The sequence below is a fragment of the Methylobacterium sp. DB0501 genome, from assembly GCF_011043735.1.
In the GTDB taxonomy this organism is placed as follows: domain Bacteria; phylum Pseudomonadota; class Alphaproteobacteria; order Rhizobiales; family Beijerinckiaceae; genus Methylobacterium; species Methylobacterium alsaeris.
In genome coordinates this window covers 12560-27970 of record NZ_JAAKGV010000003.1, presented here as the reverse complement: position 1 = coordinate 27970, position 15411 = coordinate 12560, and the positions used below count along the sequence as shown (strand labels likewise).

Annotated in this window: 15 protein-coding genes; 7 read left to right on the top strand and 8 right to left on the bottom strand. The window is 74.0% G+C overall.

Translation table 11 applies throughout. The features are described from left to right. The first annotated feature begins 71 nt into the window (after window positions 1-71). Window positions 72-569 carry a BLUF domain-containing protein gene (locus tag G4G93_RS05795; protein ID WP_165082153.1) on the top strand — a complete coding sequence of 166 codons (498 nt, stop codon included), beginning with the start codon at window positions 72-74 and terminating at the stop codon, window positions 567-569. A gap of 8 nt (window positions 570-577) precedes the next feature. On the opposite strand, the gene G4G93_RS05790 is transcribed toward G4G93_RS05795, so the two are convergent. Beyond that, window positions 578-1636, bottom strand: a complete 1059-nt coding sequence (locus G4G93_RS05790; RefSeq protein WP_165082151.1) for a hydantoinase/oxoprolinase family protein — start codon at window positions 1634-1636, stop codon at window positions 578-580. A 38-nt stretch (window positions 1637-1674) separates the two neighbouring features. Between G4G93_RS05790 and G4G93_RS05785 the strand changes: the two genes are divergently transcribed. Then, window positions 1675-2373 carry a HisA/HisF-related TIM barrel protein gene (locus G4G93_RS05785; RefSeq protein WP_165082149.1) on the top strand — a complete coding sequence of 233 codons (699 nt, stop codon included), beginning with the start codon at window positions 1675-1677 and terminating at the stop codon, window positions 2371-2373. A gap of 327 nt (window positions 2374-2700) precedes the next feature. Here G4G93_RS05785 and fae read toward each other — a convergent pair whose 3' ends face one another. From fae to G4G93_RS05755, 6 genes are all read right to left on the bottom strand, one after another. Beyond that, window positions 2701-3216 (bottom strand): formaldehyde-activating enzyme, encoded by a 516-nt coding sequence (gene fae / locus G4G93_RS05780; RefSeq protein WP_165082147.1) that lies wholly within the window; start codon window positions 3214-3216, stop codon window positions 2701-2703. A 220-nt stretch (window positions 3217-3436) separates the two neighbouring features. Further along, window positions 3437-4324: a triphosphoribosyl-dephospho-CoA synthase gene (locus G4G93_RS05775; protein WP_206289561.1), complete on the bottom strand. Its 888-nt coding sequence runs from the start codon at window positions 4322-4324 to the stop codon at window positions 3437-3439. After that, a complete protein-coding gene (locus tag G4G93_RS05770) occupies window positions 4324-5238 on the bottom strand; it encodes a RimK family alpha-L-glutamate ligase (RefSeq protein WP_165082143.1) in 915 nt (304 codons plus the stop codon). Before G4G93_RS05770 ends, G4G93_RS05775 begins: the two co-directional genes overlap by 1 nt. A gap of 8 nt (window positions 5239-5246) precedes the next feature. After that, the gene (gene mch, locus G4G93_RS05765; RefSeq protein WP_165082141.1) at window positions 5247-6233 is read right to left on the bottom strand and encodes a methenyltetrahydromethanopterin cyclohydrolase; all 987 of its coding nucleotides are present in this window, start codon (window positions 6231-6233) and stop codon (window positions 5247-5249) included. 210 nt (window positions 6234-6443) lie between these two features. Beyond that, window positions 6444-7649, bottom strand: a complete 1206-nt coding sequence (locus G4G93_RS05760; protein WP_165082139.1) for an ATP-grasp domain-containing protein — start codon at window positions 7647-7649, stop codon at window positions 6444-6446. Next, window positions 7646-8554 (bottom strand): NAD(P)-dependent methylenetetrahydromethanopterin dehydrogenase, encoded by a 909-nt coding sequence (locus G4G93_RS05755; RefSeq protein WP_165082137.1) that lies wholly within the window; start codon window positions 8552-8554, stop codon window positions 7646-7648. The genes G4G93_RS05760 and G4G93_RS05755 overlap by 4 nt, the downstream gene beginning before the upstream one ends. A gap of 570 nt (window positions 8555-9124) precedes the next feature. On the opposite strand from G4G93_RS05755, the gene G4G93_RS05750 reads away from it, so the two are divergent. Next, entirely contained in the window at window positions 9125-9529 is a 405-nt protein-coding gene (locus tag G4G93_RS05750; protein ID WP_165082135.1) for a GFA family protein, read from the top strand. A 57-nt stretch (window positions 9530-9586) separates the two neighbouring features. Here G4G93_RS05750 and G4G93_RS05745 read toward each other — a convergent pair whose 3' ends face one another. Continuing rightward, the gene (locus G4G93_RS05745; RefSeq protein ID WP_165082647.1) at window positions 9587-10561 is read right to left on the bottom strand and encodes a beta-ribofuranosylaminobenzene 5'-phosphate synthase family protein; all 975 of its coding nucleotides are present in this window, start codon (window positions 10559-10561) and stop codon (window positions 9587-9589) included. 267 nt (window positions 10562-10828) lie between these two features. Here G4G93_RS05745 and G4G93_RS05740 point away from each other — a divergent pair, with 267 nt between their 5' ends. Genes G4G93_RS05740 through G4G93_RS05725 form a run of 4 tightly spaced genes read left to right on the top strand, consistent with a single transcriptional unit; the run spans window position 10829 to window position 15298 of the window. Further along, window positions 10829-11950: a formyltransferase gene (locus G4G93_RS05740; RefSeq protein WP_165082133.1), complete on the top strand. Its 1122-nt coding sequence runs from the start codon at window positions 10829-10831 to the stop codon at window positions 11948-11950. Continuing rightward, complete coding sequence (locus G4G93_RS05735; RefSeq protein ID WP_165082131.1) at window positions 11944-13587, top strand: formylmethanofuran dehydrogenase subunit A; 1644 nt, start codon at window positions 11944-11946, stop codon at window positions 13585-13587. The genes G4G93_RS05740 and G4G93_RS05735 overlap by 7 nt, the downstream gene beginning before the upstream one ends. Further along, the gene (gene fhcD, locus G4G93_RS05730; protein WP_165082129.1) at window positions 13575-14507 is read left to right on the top strand and encodes a formylmethanofuran--tetrahydromethanopterin N-formyltransferase; all 933 of its coding nucleotides are present in this window, start codon (window positions 13575-13577) and stop codon (window positions 14505-14507) included. Before G4G93_RS05735 ends, fhcD begins: the two co-directional genes overlap by 13 nt. Continuing rightward, a complete protein-coding gene (locus tag G4G93_RS05725; RefSeq protein WP_165082127.1) occupies window positions 14504-15298 on the top strand; it encodes a formylmethanofuran dehydrogenase subunit C in 795 nt (264 codons plus the stop codon). The genes fhcD and G4G93_RS05725 overlap by 4 nt, the downstream gene beginning before the upstream one ends. Window positions 15299-15411 lie beyond the last annotated feature (113 nt).

The following is a 15411-nucleotide window of genomic DNA, read 5'->3' as shown; positions in this document are numbered from 1 at the left end:
ACGCATTCGGGCGCTATCGCAAGCTGCGCCAATCGGCCTATCCAGTCCGAATCGATTCGCCGGAGATTCGGATGTCCGATGACATCTTCCGCATTATCTACAAGAGCACTGCCGCGCACCCGGCGGAGGTGATGCAGGGTCACGGCCACCTTGCGAGGCTGCTCGCCGACGCCCGGCGCCGCAACCATGCCGCCGACGTCTCCGGGGTGCTGGTCTATACCGGCCTGGGCTTCTTCCAGGTGCTGGAGGGCCCGCGCGCCGGCGTCCAGTCGATCTTCGAGTCGATCCTGGTCGACCGCCGCCACCACACCCTGGCGGTGATCGAGATGGATTTCATCGCCGAGCGGCGCTTCGAAGGCTGGGCCATGGGATTCCTCGGCACCACCCGGGAACTCGACGACCGGCTCAACGGCGTCGGGCTCGGGCCGGTCGGCGGCCCCGAGAGCCTCGACCGGCTCCTGCGCCGGACCCTGCTCGTCCTCGTCGACAGCCCGATCAGCATCCCGTGGCTCGGCGCGCGGGGGGCGCTCGACGACGGACTCGGCCCCGCCCTCGCCCGGCGGAGCTGATCCCGGGGTCAGGCCTGCGCCGCCAAAAGCGCCACCGCCACCGCGGGGCCGCAGGTCGACGCGAAGGCGGCGGCCTCGGGGGCGAGGCGGGGCGCGATCAGGTCGGCCAGGTCCTCGGCCCGGCGCCCGAGGCGCGCGGCGAGCCGCGCGGCGACGAAGCGGCCGGCGCCGCAGACCACCAGGGGCGCGTCGTCCGGCAATTCGCCGCGGGACAGGATCAGGCCGGCGGCGTCGTGCAGCAGGCGCAGCTGCGCCTCGGCGAAGAAGCCGGCGAGGCCGGCCCAGTCGGCCGCCGTGCCCTCGTGGCGGTCGCGGCCGATCATCCGGGCGAGGCGGGTCTCGGTCTCGGGAATCGACTTGCCCTTGATGTCGGCGGTGTCCTGCTGGTCCTCCGCCTCCGGCAAGAGGCCGAGCAGGCGATAGGCGTCGGCCGTGGTGGCGAAGCACTCGGCCATCAGCGCCGTATGCCGGCCGCGGAACGGCGCGGTCTGCGACAGGGCCAGGACCGGGGTGCGCACCACCCCGGTATAGACGAGTTCCCCCGTCTCCAGCCGTTCGGCGTCGCTGTAGCCGATCGCCCGGGGCCGCCCGTCGACGACCGGGATCAGGTCGGCGGTGGTCGAGCCGATATCGGCCAGCAGGCTGTCCGGCCGCAACGCTCCGACCAGGGCAGCGGTGGCGTGCCAGTTGGCGCTGGCGACGTCCGCCGCGCGCTCGGCCGCGGCCCCGGGCGCGACGAGGCCGGCCCGGCCGGCATAGATCGCGACCTCGCCGACGAGATGCGCCGCGGCCCATCCGGCGAGCTGCGCCACGCCGTCGGCGCGGTCGGCGAAGCAATCGGTCAGCTCGCCGGTCATCGTGACGGCGTGGCGGGCGGGCTCCCGGACCCAGTCCGGCAGGCCGGCGAAGGTGGCGTCGAGGGCCGGCAGGCCGTTCCAGAGCGGGCACGGCGCCTGCACCACCGCCTGCACGCGGCCGTCCTCGACCAGGGCCGCCTTGACATGGACCCCGCCGAGGTCCCAGCCGATGACGCGACGGAGCGGAGCGGAGGAAGGGCGATGGGTCACGGTCGAGTCCCGGTCATGATGCGGCGGGTCCGGGTGGCATGAGCGGCGCCCCTTTCGCAACCCGGACCGAGGTGGTGCCGGTCCTCGACCTGCGCGGCGGCGTGGTGGTGCGGGCCCGGGCCGGCGACCGCGAGCGCTACGCGCCGATCGTCACGCCGCTCTCGGGCACCCCCGCCCCCGCCGACGTGGCGCGCGGGCTGCTCTCGGCCTGGCCGGCGCGCCGGCTCTACGTCGCCGACCTCGACGCCATCGTCGATCGTGCGCCGCCCGACCTCGCCGCCTTGCGGGCGATCGTGGCGGCCTGCCCCGGGGTGGAGCTGTGGGTCGATGCGGGCTTCGCCTCGGAGGCCGGGGTGGACGCGTTCCTGGCCGCGGGCCTCGGCCGGCCGGTCCTCGGCAGCGAGAGCCAGACCGATGCCGCCCTGGTGCGCCGGACCGGCGCCCGGGCGGTGCTCTCCCTCGACAGCCGCGACGGCACGCCGATGGGCCCGGCGGAGCTGCACGAGGACGCCTCATCCTGGCCGCCGGAGGTGATCGTGATGACGCTGTCGCGGGTCGGCAGCGGTGCGGGGCCGGACCTCGGCGGCCTGGCACGGCTCAAGGCGCATGCGCCGCACATCGCCTTCTACGCCGCCGGGGGCCTGCGCGGGCCGGAGGACCTGCCGGCGCTCGAACAGGCGGGCGCCGCCGGGGTGCTGGTGGCGAGCGCGATCCATGACGGGCGGTTGCGGGGGTGACTTCCGCGCCGCGTCCGCGGGCGACGGGGCAGCCTGACGGCCCGCCGGGGAGTTCGACACGGTTTCCGCATCGCGACGCGGGCGGATACCGTTCGACGCCCGCCGGATCGTTGCGAGGCCGCGACGGCGGAACGACCCGGTGGCCGTCGATGTCGTCGCGGGAAGCGAACCGGCTCCCACCTGACAAGAAGGGAGGGCCCGGTGGGGCCCTCCCAGATTCTGCATTCAGCGTCCGAGGAAGATGGAGGCCAGTCGCTGGAACAGCCCCTGCGGCGGAGGCGGCGGGGGCGGCGGGGGAGCCGCTGGCTGTTCCGGACGGTTTCCTGTCTAGGCGACGTTCGCCGCGAAGGGGTGCTGGGCCGTCTTGTACTGCTTCGTGACCTCGGCGGCGGTCGGCGTGCCCTTGATGGCGCGCTCGATCGACAGCTTCGTGGCCTCGTAGTTGTACTTCTCGATCTTGGCGTCGTCGGCGGCTTCCCAGTGGATGAACACGCCGACCAGGATGTATAGGTCGTCGGCCTCGGCCGCCGGGATGATGCCCTCGGCGACGCAATCCTGCACCGCCTTGGCGACGGCGTGCTGGGCCGGGCCGAACATCTGGACGGCCTGGCGGGCGTCGTTGATGGTGACCTTGTTGAACAGCAGGGTGTTGGGCTTGCACGGCAGGTTCGGCGCGACCACCGCGAGCAGGCTGGTGAAGCCGTGCTTGTTGTTGGTCAGGCTGTTGCAGAACGCCGTCTCGGCGGCGCTGCCGCGCGGGCCGATGATGAGGTCGATATGCGCCACCTCGTTGCCGTCACCGACGAGGGCCTCGCCCACCATCACCTTGTTGATCGTCGCCATGTGGGGGTTCTCCCAGGTGTCGATAAGGTTAGCCGGCCGCTCCATCAATGCGGCCGTGCTCCGCTATCCTTGCTGTCGGCGTTCAGCGTGAAGCCGAACCGGTTGTCCGGATAGCGGGCGGACACTACAGCGCCGCTGATCGGCGAACAAGCCGGAGAGGGCGGTACCTTGGGCCATGCCGGGCCCGAAACGGCGCGGAAAGCCGCGCCGGCACTAGGACTTATTGGTGGCTTGCGGCCGGCCCGCCCGCTCCATCCGTCTTCGTTCCCCCGGCCTTGGCCCGCCCGAGGGCGTCGAGGAACAGGGTCGCCACGGTCAGGTCGGCGCTGGTGCCCGGGTTGAACCCGGCCGCCTTGAGCGCCGCGTCGTGGGCCATGAGCGCCGCCCGCGCACCTTCGCCGGGGACGAGCCCGCGGAACGCGGCTTCCGCCTGCGCCCGCACCGCCTCGGCGATCCCGGGGCCGAACTTGCGGGACAGGTGGCTGTCGGGAAAGCCGGTGAGGAAGGCCAGATGCACCGCCGTGGTGGTCCAGGGCTCGGACAGGCCGGCCGCCCGCGCCGCCGCGAGCGCCGGCAGCCCGGTCCCGAACAGGTCCTCGAACCCGGTGACGTAGGCGCGCGCGATGCGGTCGCGCCCCGCCGCCTCGGCCATGGCGGCGAGCAGCGGCGGCGGGGGCGCTTGCGCCGTCACGTCGTGGCGCTCGGCCCGGCCCAAGCCCCCGGGATCGGCGAGCCGGATGCCTGCGAAGACGCCGGCGGCATCCGCCTCGTCGAGCCCGGCCAGCACGGAAGCGAGGGCCGCCCGCAGGGGGCCGGGCCGCTCGGCCGCGACGGCAAGGGGTGCGCAGAGCAGCACGATGCCGAGATTGGTGTTCTGGCCGATCCCGGCCCGTGTGGCGGCGACCGCCGCCTCGACCCGCGCACCGACCCGGGCGCCCGCCGCTGCGATCCAGGGTGCGGAGAGTTCCGCGCTCGCCTCGAAATCCGCCACCGACATCCGGTGTCCGGCGGCGTGGACATGGACGTTGCCGGGCTTGATCGCCGCGAGCTCCGCCCGGCACGCCGCCAGGTAGGCCTTCTCGATTGCCGCCGGGGGCAGCGCGGTCATCACGCCGCCCCGGCGGCGAGCCGGGGGGCGTGCCCGGCCCTGACCGCCGCCAGGAAGCCGGCGGCGACCTCGCGGGCGATGTCGATCGCCGTCACCTGCTGCAGGCCCGACCAGGCCGGCATGCTGTTCACCTCCAGCACCTGGAAGCCGCCCTCGCCGTCCTCGACGAGGTCGATGCCGGTATAGCCGCACCCGACCGCCGCGGCGGCGGCCTCGGCCAGTTCGGCGGCCCGGGCCGGTGGGCGCCAGGGCAGCGGCCGGCCGCCGCGATGGACGTTGGTGATCCAGCCGTCGCCCTCGCGGATCATCCCGGCGACGGCCCGGCCGGCGCAGACGAAGACCCGGTAATCCTGCCACGCCCCGTCGCGCCGGGCGACGTAGCGCTGGAGGTAGTAGACCCGGCCGACCAGCTCCTCGGGCGGCAGCTCGTCAGGGCTCGCGATCAGCTGAAGCCCTTCGCCCTGCGAGCCGAACAGGGGCTTGAGCACCAGCGGCCGGCCGGGGGCCGCCTCCCGGGCCACCACCTCCGCGGCGGCCTCGCGGCGCGAGAGCACGAAGGTTTCGGGCGTCGGGATGCGGCGCCGCGCCAGCAGCAGGCTCGTCATCGCCTTGTCGACCGAGCGCTCGATGGCGGAGGGCCCGTTCCACACCACGGTGCCGGCGGCCTCCAGAGCGTGGAGGGCGCCGAGCCGCATCGTCGTCGCCTCGAAGGTGCCGCCCGCGATGGTGCGCAGGAGCACCCCGTCCGGCAGGGCGCCGCCGAAGCCCGGCACCCGCAGGGGCTCGGCGTGGCCGGTCTCGACCGTGACGTCGGCGAGCGAGAACAGCATGGGCGCCGCGCCGAGATCCGTCAGGGCGGCGAGGAGCCGGGCCTTGTGCCAGGCACCGTTATCGGCCGCGAGCCCGATCCGCATAGAAACCTCTACGCGAAGGAGCGCGCCACCAGCTCCGGCACCAGCCGGCCGGCGCGGTGGCTGGCACCGGAGCGCAGGGAGGTCACCACCACCTCGGCCGGGCTGAAGAGGTGCTTGTCGATGGCGTAGAAATCGCCGTTGAAGCGGGAGAAGATCTCGGCGAAGGGCGCGCCGTGGTCGCGGGAGGTGGTGCTCGGCAATGCCTCGGCCAGCCCCTTCGCGTCGGCGTCGTCGGCCTCGACGAAGAGCTGCACCCGGCCACCGTAGATGATGGCGTCGTTGGTGCGGCCCATCGCCTGGATGAAATCCGGATGCGGCGGGCTCAACGGCGCGGCGCCGATCCCGTCGACGATGGCGTTCAGGTCGAACCCGACCGAATGCGCCTTGTGCAGGGCAACCTCCAGCACCCGGGCGACCACCTGGGTCGCGCCGGCGAGGCTCTGGGTCGGGGCGTACACGAAGATGACGTCGGAGGGCGCCACGCCCGCGGCGTTCGCCACCTTGGCGATGACCGAGGCCGGCGGCGGGCTCCCCGATTCGAGCACCAGGGCGATGCGCCCGGCCTGGTCGCGGTAGGCCAGTTCCTCGAACAGGGGCTCGACCGCCGCCGCCGCCCGGCCGGGGCCGGAGCCGAGGGCGAAGAAGCCCGAATCCCCCTCCTCGTCGGCGAGGCTCCAGCCGGCATACTGGCTGCCGAGGCAGGCGAGCACCGGATCGGTGCTGTGCACGGTGAGCGTGAACGGCCAGGCCTCGAGCGGCCCGGCGGGCGCGATCGTCACGGTACCGAGGCCGCCGAGGCAGATCTCGGCGATGCGCCGCCCGGCCTCGATCGAGCCCCGCACCCCGGCGCCGGCATCGATCAGCCGCGCCCCGTCCGGCGACTGCGTCACGGCGAGCCGCAGCCGGGTGGCCTCCTTCGCCAGGGCCTCGACCAGGGGGGCGGCGAGGGCGTTGACGCTCGGGCGGGACGGGGTGGCGGTGGACACTGAACTCATCGGGTGACTCCCTCGGGCCCGGGGTCGAATGGCGCCCCAGTCTGGCCGGTCAGATCGGTCGGGGTCTTCTCGGGCCCCGTTTCGGACGAGAGACGGTGGATCCCATCTCCCACGCGGACTTGCACGTTCACATGTCGGGCCGGGCTCATCCCCCCTCGCCCTCGCGGCGAGCCCACGGTTCGCTGCAGGCTCGCCGCCGACCCGTCGGGGTCAGCAGCCCTCTCCCCGCCCGCCGGGAGAGGAGTCCCACCCTCGTCCTTCGAGGATGGAGCGATGGGGCGCGAAAGCCAATCCGGCATCGGCCGGCTCGCCCTCCAGCCGCGCCCGCACGTCCGCGGCCCGCCGCGCCACGGCCCGCCGCGCCTCGCCCGCATCCGCCCCCTCGGCGATGACGGTGCAGACCGGCGCCCCGGCCTCGATGCGGCTGCCGGGGGACGGGCGGTCCATCGTCCAGGCGGGCCAGTCGAGGGGCGGCACGGCGGGAATCGCCGCACCGGCGTACAGGATCTCGCTCGCGGCGGCGCCGGAGAGGATCGGGCGATGCTCCGGCAGCCGGCCGCTCGCGGCCGCGAGATGGGCGGCGAAGAGCGGGACCGGCCCGCGGTCGAGCACGTCGAGGGTGGCGCCGGGCCGGGGATTGACCTCGAGCAGCCACCACGCCTCGCCCTCGACCAGCAGGTCGGCGCTGACGAGGCCGCGCAGCCCCGTCGCGGCGACGAGACCGGCCAGCGCCGCCTCGGCCGCCTCGCGAATCCCGGGCGGCAGGCCGGCCGGCGCGGCGGCCCCGGCATAGCGGAACGGGCGGTCCGGCCCCGGCGCCGCCCATTGCTCCGTCACCGCCAGCACCGCCAGGTCGCGCCCGTCGGCGAGCGCGGCGAGCGAGTGCGGCCGGCCCGGCACGCGGCGCTGGAGATAGGTCCCGGCCGGCAGGCTTCCGGGCCCGGCCGGGCGGATATGGCCGCCGCCCGAGGCGCCGCGGCGCTTGACCAGCCAGCCCGCCGGATCGGGCACGGGCGCGACGGCGATCTCCGGGTGCGGGATGCCGAGGCGCCGGCACAGGGCGGCGAAGCCGGCCGGGTCCTTCAGGGCCGCGACCGCATCGGCCGAGGCCCCGAGCAGGGCGTGGCGGCCGGCCAGCCGCCGCATCAGCTCCGGCGCGCCCTCGAAGCCCGAGCCGAGGACGAGCCCGATCGGATCCCCCGCCTCCGCCGCGAGGGCGGCGAGCGCCGCCTCGACGCCCCTCGCCCCCGGCCCGGCGCCGAGGCGGCCGGGCACGCGGCGATAGCCGGCGGCGAGCCCGCGGGTGTCGGCATCGCCGAACAGGTCGGCGACGAAGGGGCGGTAGCCGGCCCGGCGCGCCGCGGCCGCGAGCGCGCGTCCGGACTGCGCCGCGATCAGGACCGCCTGCGCCGTCACGCCGAGGCCGGGCGTTCGGTCAGCTCGACCGCGAGCCGGTAGGCCTCGCGAAAATCGAGCACGAGGGGCTGGTCGGCCTGGAGCAGGCGGCGGAACAGGCCGGCCTGGGTCTGGTACTTCACGTTGCCGATGGCGAGCGCCCCGATGCCGACGCCCCGCCCGCTCGGCAGCTTCACCGCATCGGCATGGACGTCGATCCCCGCGATGCCGGCCGGCGGCACGGCGTTGACGTCCGCGGCGACGAGGAGGCGGCCGGCCTTGGCGACGTCCTCGGCGCTCAGGACCTGCACCCCGGCGGCGGCGGCGGACAGGATCACTTCGGCGTCCCGGGCGGCGGCGAGGCGCCCCTCCGGGGTCGCGCCGTCGGCGGCCTCGACGGCGACGCCGAAGCGCGCCCGCATGCCCTCGGCGATCGCCGCCACGCGCTCGCGGCCGTTATAGCCGACGATGACCGGCTGCGCGCCCTCCTGCGCGGCGATCACCGCAGCGCAATAGGCAACGACGCCGGTGCCGCCGAAGATCGCGACGCGCTTTCCCGTGAGGGTCTCGCCGAACGTGTCCGCCAGCGCCCGGCGCACGCAGGCCACCATGGCGGCGCCGGTGGTGAAGGAGCCGGCCGGATCGGCGAAGACGTGGTTGACGAAGGGCGGCACGAAGGCGCCGGTCGCGGCATCCACCATGTCGAGGGCGGCCTCCGCGTTCTTGCCGCCGATGAAGATCGCCGTACGGGTACCGTCCTGCGGCGCGCGGGAGAAGATCGAGTCCTGGACCAGCGGCACGACCTCGCCGCGCTCGACGCCGGTATAGGTCGAGACCACCTCGAAACCCGCATCCACCGCCATGTTCACGTCGAACGGGCTCATGTGCTTGAGCGGGGTCAGCATGTGCAGGATCGAGCGGCTCAAGCGGACCTCCTCCGGAACGACGGCGTGGCTGCCCTCGCCCGAATCGCCAGGGAGGACGGCCGCGCCGCTTGTAAGCCTTGCGGCTCCGGCTGTGGCCTGTCCATTAGTGCAGCCCGCCGGGCGGGGAGCGCCGCGATCGGGCGCCGCCGCGCGCGGGCGTCCGATCCGACGGTCTCGACAGTCTTGACGCCTCCGGGTCGTTCCGGGGCCGCGCAGCGGAGCCCGGAACGACCCGGAGGGGGTCGACCCTGCGGGATCCGACCGAACAATTCATCGCTGAATAGAAACTGGCTCATATGAAATCCGCCTGATTGCGTCGCAATGCGGATGTCGGCTCCGCTCAGACGCCGCGCGGGTCGGTGATACCGTTTCCGGAAGGTATCGTCCGGCGATGGTATCATAAGCAGGACGGATCTCGGCTCGGGACCTGATCAGTCGCGCATCATCCTGCATGAAGGTCGGCCCGACGACCCAGGATCGACGGATGACGAATCGCGCTGGACGGGACCGACGTTTCCGGCAATCGTGCGGGCGCGCTCCCCGTTTCATGGCTGGAAGGACTGCTCGACCATGCTCACCGGCTCCTGCCTCTGCGGCAAGGTCGCGTTCACCGTCGAGGGGCCGCTGCCCGATCTCTACCAGTGCCATTGCTCGCTGTGCCGCAAGGTGACCGGGTCGGCGAACAACACCGCCACCCTCGTGGCGACGTCGCGCTTCCGCTGGACGCGGGGCGAGGAGTCGATCCGCTCCTTCGTGCGCGACACCGGTTACCGCAACGATTTCTGCGCCTGTTGCGGCAGCACGGTCCCGAACCTGATGCGATCGGGCGAGACGATGTGGATTCCGGCGGGGCTTCTCGACGAGCCGGTCGGCGCGGCCGTCACGAAGCATCTGTTCGTCGCGTCGAAGGCGGATTGGGACGAGATCGGCGGCACCGGGCAGCGATTCGCGGGACTGCCCGACCGCCTGCCCTGACGATCGACCGTCCCGCGCGCTTGCGGGACGGTCCCGGGGAGCGGCGAGCCCGGGGCGCTACGGCGCCGCGATCTCCGCCCCCCGGTTGCGCCCGCGGGCAATGCGGCAGGCGAGGTCCGGGTGGCGGGCGCGCAAGGACGCGACCAGGGCCTCGGCCTCGTCCTGATCGCGGGTCAGCGCGAAGCCGGTCGGCCCCCAGGAGCTCTGGCCGAAGCCGGCGATGCCCGCGGCCTCGACGTCGGCGAGCGCCGCCGCCACCGCCGCGCTGGCGTAGCGCCCGCCCTGGTGGGGGGCGAAGTAGTCGCCGATCCGACGCTGGATGTCGGTGATGCCGGCGCCGAAACGCGGCAGGTCCTCCGTCACGGCGGCCGGCAGCACCTGCATCAGCACCGTGCGGCAGATTTCGGCGGCCTCGGGGGCGGGGAAGCGCGGTAGCTGGCGGAAGGCGCGGCGCTCCTCGGCGCCGTGCACGCCGGTGCGGCCGGCATCGAGGATCAGCACCACCCGCCACGCCTCGGGGAAGGGCAACCGCGCGATCACCGGCGGCGGCGCGTCGCCGTCGTCGCGGCCGCCGTCGACGATCAGGCCGCCGGTGACGAAGGCGGCGAGGCCCACGCCGGAGCGGTTGCCGCGGTCGAGCACGTCGGCGAAGGCCGCGGGGGAGAAGGGCGCGCCGTGGAGCGCGGCGAGGGCCGCGGCGACCGAGAGGGCGAGCTGCGTCCCCGAGCCGAAGCCCGCATGGGCCGGGATGACCTCCGCGAGGTGGAAGGCGCCGGCCTCCGGCACGCCGAGATGGCGGGCGGCGAGGGCCGCGTAGCCGCGCACCCGCTCGCATTCGCCGGAGATACCCGGACGATCGGCCCCGGTGACCGTCAGAGTCTCGGCGCGGGTCGCGGTCAGGTCGATGCCCGGCGCGTCGAGGCCGAGCCCGATGCTGCCGAAGCGCCGGCCGAGCCCGCCATGCAGGTCGAGGAAGCCGAAATGCAGCCGGGCCGCGGCGCGCACCCGCACCTCCGCCCGCGCCGTCCCCATCTCGTGCGCCAAACCGGCCTCGCTTCCTGCCCCGCTGCCCCGGGAACCGTCGTGATCCCCCGACTGTCCCACACCGCAGGCCGGCTGGGCAACTCGCGAGCGCCGGATATCGACCCGGGGGCCGGGCGCCAGAAGCCGGACTTTCGGGGGACTTGCCTGCCTGGGTGCCCGGATGCGACCGTCCCTCACGGAAAGCGGCGCGGCCGGGAATCGCGCCGTTCAATCAGCGAGGGCGCGAGAATCGCGCCGGGCAACCAGCGAGGGCGGATGACGGCCTGGATCGACGGGCAGGCGGTGGAGCGGGACGAGGCGGTCGCGGCGGCCGCCGCCCTGCTCGCGGGCGCGCGCGGCCCGGTCATCGCCGGACTCTGCGCCGAGACGGCGGCCGTGCAGGCGGCGTTCGATCTCGCCCGCGCGGTCGGCGCATCCCTCGACCCCGCCGCCGGCCCGGGCCTCTACGCCGATCTCGGGGCGCTGGCCTCGGGCGGCGCCATGACCACCACCGCGGCCGAGGCGCGGGGCCGGGCCGACCTGGTCCTGGCCCTCGGGCCTGCGCCCTGGGCCTCCGGGCTCCTCGCCGATCTGGCGGCGGAGGCGCCCGCGCGCGGCCGGGCGGCAGGGCAGCCCCGCACGCTCCTCGCCCTCGGCGGACCCGGCGACGGCGGCATCCAGCACGTCGCCTATCCGGCGGGCGAGGCCGGGCTCGCGGCCGAGATCGGGCTCGTGCGCGGCCTCGTGGCCGGCCGGATCGCCGACCCGCATCCCCTCGCCGATCTCGCCGCGCGCCTGCGGGCGGCGCTCTATGCCGTCGTCGTCTACGACCCGGCCGAGATCGGCGCCCTCGGGACCGAGATGCTGAACGGCCTCGTCAAGGATCTCAACGAGGTCACGCGCTGCTTCGCGCTGCCCCTCGGCGATCCCCATCAGGGCCGGGCGGTGACGCAGGTCGCGGCCTGGAGCACGGGCCAGGGCCCGCGGGTCGGCTTCGGCCGCGGATACCCCGAGCACGATCCCTGGCGCTTCGACGCCGCCCGCCAGGCCGAATCCGGCGAGATCGACGCCGCGCTCTGGCTCGCCTCACTCCCCGCCCCCCTCCCCGCCTGGATCCGCACCGTGCCGACGGTGGCGCTCCTCGGCGCGCCGAAGGGCGACGAGGCCCGGGTGGTGATCGGCGTCGGCGTACCGGGCGAAGCCTTCGGCGCCGCCCTCTGGCACCCGCGCCGCGCCGCCATCGCGTGGCAGGAGGCCGGTTCGCAAGAGGCCGGTTCGCAAGAGGCCGATCCCATACGATCGGGTGCGCCAGCCGCCGCCGTGATCCTCGCCGACATCCAGACCCGCATTCCCGCCGCTTCAGCTGTCTCGCAACCGGAGTCCTCCGCCTCATGCTGACCCGCATCGCCGGCGGCCGGGTGGTCGATCCGACCGCCTCGCGCGACGCCATCGGTGACGTCTGGATCGAGGACGGCCGCATCGTCGCCCAATCCGATCCAGCCATCGCGGACCGCGCCCCCGACCGCACCATCGACGCCACCGGCTGCATCGTCATGGCGGGCGGCGTCGAGGTCCATTCGCACATCGCCGGCGGCAACGTGGTGCTGGCACGCCTGCTGCTGCCGGAACTGGGCGTCTCCGAGCCCGGTGCCCCGAACCCTCACGGATCGGGCCACGATGTCGGCCTGCTCTACGCCCGGATGGGCTACACCACCGCGGTCGAGCCGGCGATGCCGCCGGTCAACGCGCTGGCGACCCAGCTCGAGCTCGCCGAGATCCCGCTCCTCGACCGGGGCGGCCTCTGCGTGATGGGCAACGACGACCAGCTGCTCCAGCTCTTGCGCGACCGCGAGAGCGCTGATGCCGTGCGCGACCTCGTGGCACTCAACGTCGCGACCTCGCGGGCACTCGGCGTCAAGGTCATCAATGCCGGCGGCGCCGACGCCTTCAAGGATGGAGCGATCCGCTTCTCCCTCGACGACGAGGTGCCGGCCTACGGGCTCACCTCCCGCGCCATTCTCAACGGGCTCCTCGACGCCGTCGAAGCGCTCAACGTGCCCCACCCGCTGCACGTCCATTGCAGCAATCTCGGCCTGCCGGGGGCCGACGACAGCCTGATCGAGACCCTGGAGGCGGCGGAAGGCCGGCGCATCCACTTCGCCCACGCCCAGTTCTACGCCTACGCCGCCGTCGACAAGGACAACCCGCTGACCGGCGGCTTCGCCTCCGCCGCGCCGCGGATCGCCGAGGCGCTGGCCCGCCACCCCAACGCCACCCTGGATATCGGCCAGGTGGTGTTCGGCCAGACCGCGACCATCTCGCTCGACATCCTGCGCCAGTTCTCCGGCCGCAAGGCGGCGAGCCCGAAGAAGTGGATCGTCAATGCGGGCGACGCCGAGGGCGGCGGCATCGTGCCGTTCCGCTACCGCGACCGCGGCCCGACCTCGTCGCTGCAATTCGCCATCGGGCTCGAGCTGATGCTGCTCTCGCCCGACCCGGAGCGCACCATCCTGACCACCGACCACCCGAATGGCGGGCCCTTCACGGCCTATCCGCGCATCCTCCACCTGCTGATGGACAAGGAGGCGCGCGACCGCGAGGTCGCCGCCCATCCCAAGGTGGCGGCCGAACGCTCCGGCCTCGCGGCGATCGAGCGCGAATACACCCTCTCGGAGGTGGCGCAGCTCACCCGCTCAGGCCCTGCCAAGCTGCTCGGCCTGACCGATCGCGGCCACCTGCGCCCGGGTGCGCGGGCCGACATCGCGGTCTATCGCGACCAGCCGGACCGGACCGCGATGTTCGCCCGCGCCCACCGGGTGCTGAAGGACGGCGCGGTGATCGTCGAGGACGGCGAGGTCGTGTCCTGGACCCGCGGCCACACGCTGAGCCTCACCGTCGAGGCCGATGCCGGCATGGCGCGGCGGACCGATACCTATCTCCAGAGCCGGTTCGGCGCCGGGCTGTCGACCTTCACCGTGCCGGACGCGGCTTTCCCCGATCGTGAGGTGTTCGAGGCAGTGGCATGCCGGACCTGATTCTCCACGGCATCCGGGTCGAGGACACCTTCGCGGAGGCCTTCGACATGGCGGCCACCGCCCTGGTGCTGACCGCCGAGACGCCCGAATGGGCGATGATCGCCGCCACCACCATGACGGGCTTCGCCACCTCGGTGATCGGCTGCGGCGCCGAGGCCGGGATCGACGCCGTGCTCTCGCCCGACGAGACGCCGGACGGACGCCCCGGCGTGCGCGTGCTGCTGCTCGGCTTCGACGCCGGCGGCCTCAAGGACCAGCTCCTGCGCCGGGTCGGGCAATGCGTCCTGACCTCGCCGGGCAGCGCGGTCTTCGCCGGCATCGCCTGGGACGACCCGGATGTGGGCAAGGCGCTCAAGCTCGGCGGCGCGATCCGCTATTTCGGCGACGGCTTCGCGACCGCCAAGCGCGTCGCAGGGAGGCGCTACTGGCGCACGCCGGTGATGGACGGCGAGTTCCTGTGCGAGCATTCCGTACCGACGATCAACGGTGCGGTCGGCGGCGGCAACCTGCTGTTCCTCGGCCGGCGCTTTTCCGACACCCTGCGGGTGGCCGAGATCGCGGTGGCGGCGGCGCGCAAAGTCCCCGACGTGATCCTGCCCTTCCCGGGCGGCGTGGTGCGCTCCGGCTCCAAGGTCGGCGCCCGCACCAAGGGCATGATGGCCTCGACCAACGACGCCTATTGCCCGACCCTCAAAGGGCGGGCCGGCTCGGCCCTGCCGCCGGAGGTCGACGTGGTGCTGGAGATCGTCATCGACGGGCTCTCCTCGGCCAGCGTCTCGGCCGCGATGCGGGCGGCGCTCCATGCCTCGACCAAGGCCGGGGCCGATCTCGGCCTCGTCGCCGTCACGGCGGGCAATTACGGCGGCAATCTCGGCCGCCACCACTTCCACCTCCGGGACCTGCTCGGAGAGGCCGCATGAGCACCCTGACCCTCCGCGAGGCGCCCGAGCGCCTGGACCTCGCCGGCCTCGACCCCGCGCGCTTCGCCGGCCTGTCGGAAGCGGACGCCGCCCGCGTGGCCATCGGCACCAGCCGCCGCGGCCTGACCCTCGGCGATTGCTTCACGATCAGCCTCGACGGGTCGGAGGAACTGCGGATCGTGGGCGCCACCGACCGGCTCGACCGGATCGGCGCGGGTCTCGCCGCCGGGCGGATCGTCGTCGAGGGCGATGTCGGCCAGCGCCTCGGTGCCGGCATGACGGGCGGCACCCTAACGGTCAGCGGCTCGGCCGGTCCCTTCGCCGGTACCGCCGCCAAGGGCGGGACGATCCGCATCGCCGGCGATGCCGGCGAGAGCGCCGGCGGCGCCCTCCACGGCGCGGAAGCCGGGCTCGACGGCGCAACGCTGATCATCGGCGGCATGGCCGGCGAGCGCCTCGGCGACCGGATGCGCGCCGGGCTGATCCTGGCGAAGGGGGCTGGGGCCCATGCGGGATCCCGGATGATCGCCGGCACGATCGTGGCTGGCGAGTTCGGCGACCACCCGGGCTACGGGATGCGCCGCGGCACCCTGGTCGCGGCCCGCCACGGCGCCCTGCTGCCGACCTTCGTCGAGACCGGGCGGCAGGATCTGGTGGTCCTGAAGCTGCTGGCGACATCGCTCCAGGCCCTGGCACCGGAGGCGGCGTCCCTCCTGCGGGCGCCGATGCGCCGCTACGGCGGCGACCTCGCGACCCTGGGCAAGGGAGAGCTGTTCACGCCGGCGGGGTGAGCGGGGGGCACGAGCCGGCGAGCCTGTCTCTCCGACGGTTCTCCCCCCCTCCATCGTCATTCCGGGGCCGCGCAGCGGAACCCGGGATCCATAATCGCTGACGCTTCGGAATG

Bases quoted from the DNA above. Each gene is read 5' to 3' on its own strand.
- mch (WP_165082141.1), bottom strand. From the start codon at position 6,233: ATGAGTTCAGTGTCCACCGCCACCCCGTCCCGCCCGAGCGTCAACGCC.
- G4G93_RS05775 (WP_206289561.1), bottom strand. From the start codon at position 4,324: ATGACCGCGCTGCCCCCGGCGGCAATCGAGAAGGCCTACCTGGCGGCG.
- G4G93_RS05725 (WP_165082127.1), top strand. From the start codon at position 14,504: ATGAGCACCCTGACCCTCCGCGAGGCGCCCGAGCGCCTGGACCTCGCC.
- G4G93_RS05740 (WP_165082133.1), top strand. From the start codon at position 10,829: ATGACGGCCTGGATCGACGGGCAGGCGGTGGAGCGGGACGAGGCGGTC.
- G4G93_RS05770 (WP_165082143.1), bottom strand. From the start codon at position 5,238: ATGCGGATCGGGCTCGCGGCCGATAACGGTGCCTGGCACAAGGCCCGG.
- G4G93_RS05735 (WP_165082131.1), top strand. From the start codon at position 11,944: ATGCTGACCCGCATCGCCGGCGGCCGGGTGGTCGATCCGACCGCCTCG.
- G4G93_RS05750 (WP_165082135.1), top strand. From the start codon at position 9,125: ATGCTCACCGGCTCCTGCCTCTGCGGCAAGGTCGCGTTCACCGTCGAG.
- fhcD (WP_165082129.1), top strand. From the start codon at position 13,575: ATGCCGGACCTGATTCTCCACGGCATCCGGGTCGAGGACACCTTCGCG.
- G4G93_RS05785 (WP_165082149.1), top strand. From the start codon at position 1,675: ATGAGCGGCGCCCCTTTCGCAACCCGGACCGAGGTGGTGCCGGTCCTC.
- G4G93_RS05745 (WP_165082647.1), bottom strand. From the start codon at position 10,561: ATGGGGACGGCGCGGGCGGAGGTGCGGGTGCGCGCCGCGGCCCGGCTG.
- G4G93_RS05795 (WP_165082153.1), top strand. From the start codon at position 72: ATGTCCGATGACATCTTCCGCATTATCTACAAGAGCACTGCCGCGCAC.
- fae (WP_165082147.1), bottom strand. From the start codon at position 3,216: ATGGCGACGATCAACAAGGTGATGGTGGGCGAGGCCCTCGTCGGTGAC.